Genomic DNA, 6380 nt, shown 5'->3' on the forward strand with positions numbered 1-6380 from the left:
GACCACCGTCGCCCCGGCGACCTGGCACTCGTCGCGCAGCCCGTCCATCAGCTCGGTGGCCCAGGTGGTCGGCAGGTCGTCCTGGCCGAGGTGCAGCACGTCGGGCCGGGCCGCGTGGGCGACGTCGGCGCGGTCGTTGACGGCCAGCAGCTTGCCGTGCCGGCGGCAGGCGTCGGCGAAGACCTCCAGCGCCGCCAGCTCCTGCTTGGCCTCCAGGCCCTTGTCACGGAGCTGGACGATGTCCACCCCGCCGGCCAGCGCCGCGTCCAGGAACTCGGCCAGGTCGCCCTGCTCGCGCCGGGCGTCGGTGCACAGGTAGAGCCGGGCGTCGGCCAGGCGGGCCCGCAGCGTGTCCGCCGCCATCAGATCAGCATCGCCTGGGCGCGGCGCTTGACCTCGGTGCCGCGGTTCTCCCGGAGCGCCTGGATCGGGCTGCCGGGCAGCGACGGGTCCTCGGTGAAGAGCCACTCCAGGATCTCCACGTCGTTGTACCCGCAGTCCCGCAGGACGGTCAGGGTGCCGGACAGGTGCTTGACCAGCCCCTGGCCGTCGATGAACGCCGCCGGGACCTGCAGCGACTTGTTCGGCCCGCGCCGGACGGCGATCAGGCCACCGTTCTTGACCAGGTCACGCACTTCGGTGACCCGGACCCCCCACTGCTCCGAGATGTCGGGCAGGTACACCCACTCGGTGACCAGGGCTTCAATCTTGCTTTCGATCTCACTCACGCCACCAGACTGCCACCTCCGCGGCCCGCCGCGCACCAAGTGCTACCCGGCGACGGCTCCCTTGAGCGCCACCGAGGGGTCCGCGGCGAGCGCCCGGTCGAGCACCGCACCGCGTTCGATCAGCTTCCGGCCCTGGGTGAGGTCGCGCGGCCGGTCCACGGCCAGCAGCGCGCTCGGCACCCCGTCGCGCAGCCAGAGCACCGACCACGCGGACTCCTGCGGGCTGCCGCGCCACAGCAGTTCGTCGCCCTCGGCGTGCCGGCCGGCGTACTGGACCATCCGCCCGAACTGCTCGGACCAGAAGTACGGCACCGGGTCGTACGGCGTGTCCGCCCCGAGCACGGCGGCGGCCGCGGCGGAGCCGGACTGCAGCGCGTGGTCCCAGTGCTGGACGGCCAGCCGGGCGCCGGAGCGCGCCGAGGGGTAGCTGACGCAGTCCCCGGCCGCGAACACCCCGGGCAGGCCGGTGCGCAGCCGCCCGTCCACCACGACCGCGCCGGAGGCGTCCAGCTCGACGCCCGAGCCGGCCAGCCAGCCGGTCGCGGGCCGGGCGCCGATGCCGACCACCACCTCGTCGGCGGGCAGGTGGGAGCCGTCGGCCAGCAGCACCGCCCCCGGCTCGACGGCGGCCACCCCGACCCCGCAGCGCAGGTCGACCCCGGCCTCGGCGTACCAGGCGGCCATCGCCGAGCCGACCCCGGTCGGCAGCGCGCCCGGCACCGGCGCCGGACCGGCCTCGACCACGGTGACCTCGCAGCCGGCCTGCCGCGCGGCGGTGGACACCTCGGCGCCGATCCAGCCCGCGCCGACCAGCACCAGCCGCAGGCCGGGGCGCAGCAGCGCGCGCAGCGCCAGGGCGTCGTCCAGGGTGTGCAGCAGATGGGCGCGCTCGGCTCCGGGCAGGGCGCGCGGGGTGGCGCCGGTGGCGATCACCAGCGCGTCGTACGGGAGGTCCCCGCCGTCGGTGTGCAGCACGCCGGGGGCGAGCCCGGTGGCCCGGCGGCCGGTGAGCAGCTCGATACCGAGCCGCCCGTAGTCGATGTCCAGGGTGGTGGCGTCGGCCTTGCCGAGCAGCACGTCCTTGGAGAGCGGCGGCCGGTCGTACGGCGCGTGCCGCTCCTCGCCGACCAGGACGATCCGCCCCCGCCAGCCGCCCTGCCGCAGCTGCAGGGCGCACTGCGCCCCGGCCAGCCCGGCCCCGACGACGACGACCACCCGATCCGTTCCGCTCAGCTCTGCCACGCCCGTCACTGTACCCAGCGCCGCTGAACCGGCTCTGAGCCGCTCATCCGCGGAGCCGGGCGGGCGGCCCCGTCTCACGCCTCGCACGGCCCTTCGGGCGGGCCGATCCCCGGAGTTAAGGTGGACGCACCACACGGGAGCCCGGCGGACCGGGCTGAGAGGCGGGCTGGCACGGCCTGCGACCGTCCGAACCTGATCCGGGTCATACCGGCGAAGGGAGAAGAGCAGCTTTGTCACGCATGCCATCGGGCAGCCGCGCCGACGTGCTGGTGATCGGCGGGGGCGTCATCGGCCTCGCGGTCGCCTGGCGCGCCGCGCAACGCGGGCTGCGGAACGTGATCGTGGTCGACCCCGGCCACGGCCGGGGGGCGGCCGGGGTCGCCGCCGGGATGCTCGCCCCGGTCACCGAGCTGCAGTACGGCGAGGAGCCGCTGCTGCACCTGGGGACGGCCTCCAACCGGCGGTACGAGTCCTTCGCCGCCGAGCTCACCGAGGCCAGCGGCGGCCTGGACACCGGCTACCGCCGGTGCGGCACCATCGCCGTCGCGCTGGACTCCGACGACCGCGCGGAACTGCGCGAACTGCACGCCTTCCACCTGCGGCTGGGCCTGGACTCCAGCTGGCTGACCGGCCGGGAGGCCCGCCGACTGGAGCCGATGCTCGCCCCCGGCGTGCGCGGCGGCCTGCACGTCGCGGACGACCACCAGGTGGATCCGCGCCGGCTGCTCACCGCCCTGGTCGCCGCCTGCGAGCGGGCCGGCGTCCGGCTGCACCGGGCCGAGGCCGTCGAGCTGCTGGTGGACGGCGGCCGCGCGGTCGGCGCCCGGCTGGACGACGGGGAGTCCCTGGCCGCCGAGCAGGTGGTCCTCGCCGCCGGCCCGCACAGCCACCGGCTGCCCGGCCTGCCCGAGGGCGTACTGCCCGCGGTACGCCCGGTGAAGGGGCAGATCGTCCGGCTGCACGTCCCGGAGGCCTACCGGCCGTTCCTGTCCCGCAACGTCCGCGCGGTGGTGCGCGGGCAGCACCTGTACCTCGTCCCCCGGGAGAACGGCGAGCTGGTGATCGGCGCGACCACCGAGGAACAGGGCTACGACACCACCGTCACCGCCGGCGGGGTGTACGAACTCCTGCGCGACGCCCACGAGTTGGTACCGGGTATCACCGAACTCCCGCTGCGCGAGACCTCCGCCGGGCTGCGCCCCGGCTCGCCGGACAACGCCCCGCTGCTGGGCCCGACCGCACTGCCCGGACTGGTCGCCGCCACCGGCCACTACCGCAACGGCGTGCTGCTCACCCCGGTCACCGCCGACCTGCTCGCCGACTACCTGGCGACCGGCGAAGTCCCCGACCTGGCACGGCCGTTCACGCCGACCCGGTTCTCCCCCGAAACCCCCGTCGCGAAGGCCTGCGCATGACCGAGACCGCCCCGAACGAGACCGCCCCGAACGAGATCGCCCTGACCGTCAACGGCGAGCCCCGCCGGGTGCCCGCCGCCACCACCCTCGCCGCACTGGTGGCCACCGTCAGCGCCGCCAACACCGGCGTCGCCGCCGCCCTCAACGAGGCCGTGGTGCCGCGCGGTTCGTGGCCCGGGACGACGCTGGGCAGCGGCGACCGGATCGAGATCCTGACCGCCGTCCAGGGAGGCTGAACCATGGCCGACGACCTGCTGACCATCGCCGGGACGACCTTCTCCTCCCGGCTCATCATGGGCACCGGCGGCGCGCCGAGCCTGGAGGTCCTGGAGCGCGCCCTGCTCGTCTCCGGCACCGAACTGACCACCGTGGCCATGCGCCGGGTGAACGCGAGCACCCAGGGCTCCGTCCTGGACGTGCTGACCCGCAACGGCATCCGGGTGCTGCCCAACACGGCCGGCTGCTTCACCGCCGGCGAGGCGGTGCTGACCGCCCGGCTGGCCCGCGAGGCGCTCGGCACGGACTGGGTGAAGCTGGAGGTGATCGCCGACGAGCGGACCCTGCTGCCGGACCCGATCGAGACCCTGGAGGCCGCCGAGACGCTGGTCGACGACGGCTTCACGGTGCTCCCGTACACCAACGACGACCCGGTGCTGGCCCGCAAGTTGGAGGACGTCGGCTGTGCGGCGATCATGCCGCTGGGCTCGCCGATCGGCTCCGGGCTGGGCATCCGCAACCCGCACAACTTCCAGCTGATCGTGGAGAGTGCGGGCGTCCCGGTGATCCTGGACGCGGGCGCCGGCACCGCCTCCGACGTCGCGCTGGCGATGGAACTGGGCTGCGCAGCGGTGATGCTCGCCTCCGCGGTGACCCGGGCCCAGGACCCGGTGCTGATGGCCGAGGCGATGCGGCACGCCGCCGAGGCGGGCCGGCTCGCCCACCGGGCCGGCCGCATCCCGCGCCGCTTCCACGCCGAGGCCTCCTCGGCGATGGCCGGCCGCGCCGACCTGGACACCCGCGAGCGGCCCGCGTTCTGAACCCGTCGCGGATGTCACAAGCCGGTCCCGGAGGCGGTGTCCGCCGGGACCGGCCCCCGCCCGCCGCACTAGACTCCCCCGAGTGGACATGGCACTGCACGACCCCCTGATCGGCACCGTGCTCGACAACCGGTACCGGGTCGAGCAGCGCATCGCGACCGGCGGGATGTCCACCGTGTACCGGGCCACCGACACCCGGCTGGACCGGGTGGTCGCCCTCAAGGTGATGCACCCCCAGCTCGCCGGGGACGAGGGCTTCACCGCCCGCTTCATCCGCGAGGCCAAGGCGGTCGCCAAGCTCACCCACCCCAACGTGGTCAACGTCTTCGACCAGGGCGCGGACGGCGGAAACGTTTTCCTCGCCATGGAGTACGTGCCCGGCCGCACCCTGCGCGACCTGCTGCGCGACCGCGGCGCGCTGTCCGTCCGGGCCGCGCTGGACGTGCTGGAGCCGGTGCTCGCCGCCCTCGGCGCCGCCCACCGGGCCGGGCTGGTCCACCGGGACGTCAAGCCGGAGAACGTGCTGATCACCGGGAGCGGCCTGGTCAAGGTCGCCGACTTCGGCCTGGTCCGGGTGCTGGGCAGCGCCGACGGCGCGCCCACCTCGACCAGCACCGCCACCGGCGGCACCGTCATGGGCACGGTCTCCTACCTGGCCCCCGAGCAGATCCTCCCGGACGCCCCCACCGACCAGCGGGTGGACGTCTACGCGGCCGGCATCCTGCTGTACGAGATGCTCACCGGCCGCCGCCCGCACACCGGCGACAACCCCGTCCAGGTCATGTACAAGCACCTGCACGAGGACGTCCCCGCCCCCTCGCTGACCGCCCCCGCCGTCGCCCCGGCGCTGGACGCCATAGTGGCCGGCGCCTGCGCCCGGGCCGCCGACGCCCGCCCGTACGACGCGGTGGAGCTGCTCGCCGCCCTCCAGCGGGTCCGCCGCACGCTCACCCCGGAGGAGCTGGACGCCGAGCCGCCGGCCTCCACCCACCCCAGCCCGCGCTACCCGACCAGCGAGCCGACCTCGGTGATCCAGCCGCTCCCCGGGCCCGCCGACGCCCCGCCGGCCGAGCGCACCAGCGTGCTGGAGGTGCCGGCCGAGCTGATGGACCAGCTGCTGGTCGAGCCCCGCCCGTACGACGAGCCGACCCCGGTCAGGACCCGTCGGCCCGGCCGACCGCGCCGGCTCCCGCGCAAGCCGCTGCTCTGGGCGGCCGCGCTGACCGCCCTGGTGCTGGCGGTCGGCGGGGTCACCTACGGGATCTCCGAGGGGCTGTACGGCGCGGTGCCGAGCGTGCTCGGCAAGGACCGCTCGCAGGCACAGCGGGTCCTGGACGGCGAGGGCATGCACGGCCGCTTCGTGGAGGTGTTCAGCGAGTCCGTCCCGGCCGGGCAGGTGATCTCCACCGATCCCGGGGTGGGCGCGCGCACCCGCAAGAGCGACCCGGTGACGGTCACCCTCTCCAAGGGCCCCAAGCGGATCGCCGTGCCGGACGTCACCGGCAGGAGCGCGGACGACGCGGCCGCCGCGCTGGCCGGCGCCCAGCTGACCAGGGGCGGGGTGACCCAGACCTACAACGACACCGTGCCGGAGGGCTCGGTGATCAGCAGCACGCCGGCCGCCGGGCAGCAGCTGCCGGAGAACGCCGCGGTCTCGCTGGTGGTCAGCAAGGGCATGGTGCCGGTCCCGGACGTCACCGGGATGGCCCGGGACGACGCCCAGAGGGCGCTGCAGGCGGCGGGCTTCACCATGAAGGCCTCGACCGACTGGACGCTCGGCATGGGCAAGGTGAGCGGCCAGTCCCCGACGGCCGGGGAGCGGCGCCCGCAGAAGTCCGTGGTGACGGTCAACTTCTCGCTGTTCTAGTAGTGCTTTGTTAGGTCGGGGCTGGTCTTGGTCTGGGCAGTGGTCGCTGGCAGGTCGGGCATGTGCCGTTCCAGGTGGCCAGGAGGTGTTG

7 protein-coding genes and 1 riboswitch are annotated in these 6380 nt (G+C 74.9%); of the genes, 4 read left to right on the forward strand and 3 right to left on the reverse strand.

The window, feature by feature from the left end; translation table 11 throughout:
* The 3 genes from ACFXPX_RS43165 to ACFXPX_RS43175 form a co-directional block, all read right to left on the reverse strand.
* A partial coding sequence (locus tag ACFXPX_RS43165) for a thiamine phosphate synthase (RefSeq protein WP_380645049.1) occupies window positions 1–363 on the reverse strand: 363 nt, incomplete at its 3' end.
* Complete coding sequence (locus ACFXPX_RS43170) at window positions 363–728, reverse strand: Rv2175c family DNA-binding protein (protein ID WP_375893249.1); 366 nt, start codon at window positions 726–728, stop codon at window positions 363–365. The genes ACFXPX_RS43165 and ACFXPX_RS43170, both read right to left, overlap by 1 nt.
* 42 nt (window positions 729–770) lie before the next feature.
* Entirely contained in the window at window positions 771–1970 is a 1200-nt protein-coding gene (locus ACFXPX_RS43175) for an NAD(P)/FAD-dependent oxidoreductase (RefSeq protein ID WP_380593193.1), read from the reverse strand.
* 123 nt (window positions 1971–2093) lie between these two features.
* Window positions 2094–2206: riboswitch (TPP riboswitch) on the forward strand.
* Between the two features lie 3 nt (window positions 2207–2209).
* On the opposite strand from ACFXPX_RS43175, the gene thiO reads away from it, so the two are divergent.
* From thiO to pknB, 4 genes are all read left to right on the forward strand, one after another.
* Window positions 2210–3385, forward strand: coding sequence for a glycine oxidase ThiO (thiO, locus tag ACFXPX_RS43180; protein ID WP_375893253.1), 1176 nt, complete (start codon window positions 2210–2212; stop codon window positions 3383–3385).
* The gene (gene thiS, locus ACFXPX_RS43185; RefSeq protein ID WP_375893254.1) at window positions 3382–3621 is read left to right on the forward strand and encodes a sulfur carrier protein ThiS; all 240 of its coding nucleotides are present in this window, start codon (window positions 3382–3384) and stop codon (window positions 3619–3621) included. Before thiO ends, thiS begins: the two co-directional genes overlap by 4 nt.
* Window positions 3622–3624: 3 nt before the next feature.
* Window positions 3625–4422 carry a thiazole synthase gene (locus tag ACFXPX_RS43190; RefSeq protein ID WP_375893256.1) on the forward strand — a complete coding sequence of 266 codons (798 nt, stop codon included), beginning with the start codon at window positions 3625–3627 and terminating at the stop codon, window positions 4420–4422.
* A gap of 88 nt (window positions 4423–4510) precedes the next feature.
* The gene (gene pknB, locus ACFXPX_RS43195; RefSeq protein WP_380645050.1) at window positions 4511–6289 is read left to right on the forward strand and encodes a Stk1 family PASTA domain-containing Ser/Thr kinase; all 1779 of its coding nucleotides are present in this window, start codon (window positions 4511–4513) and stop codon (window positions 6287–6289) included.
* Window positions 6290–6380: the final 91 nt, after the last annotated feature.

The organism is Kitasatospora sp. NPDC059146 (genome assembly GCF_042786665.1).
In the GTDB taxonomy this organism is placed as follows: domain Bacteria; phylum Actinomycetota; class Actinomycetes; order Streptomycetales; family Streptomycetaceae; genus Kitasatospora.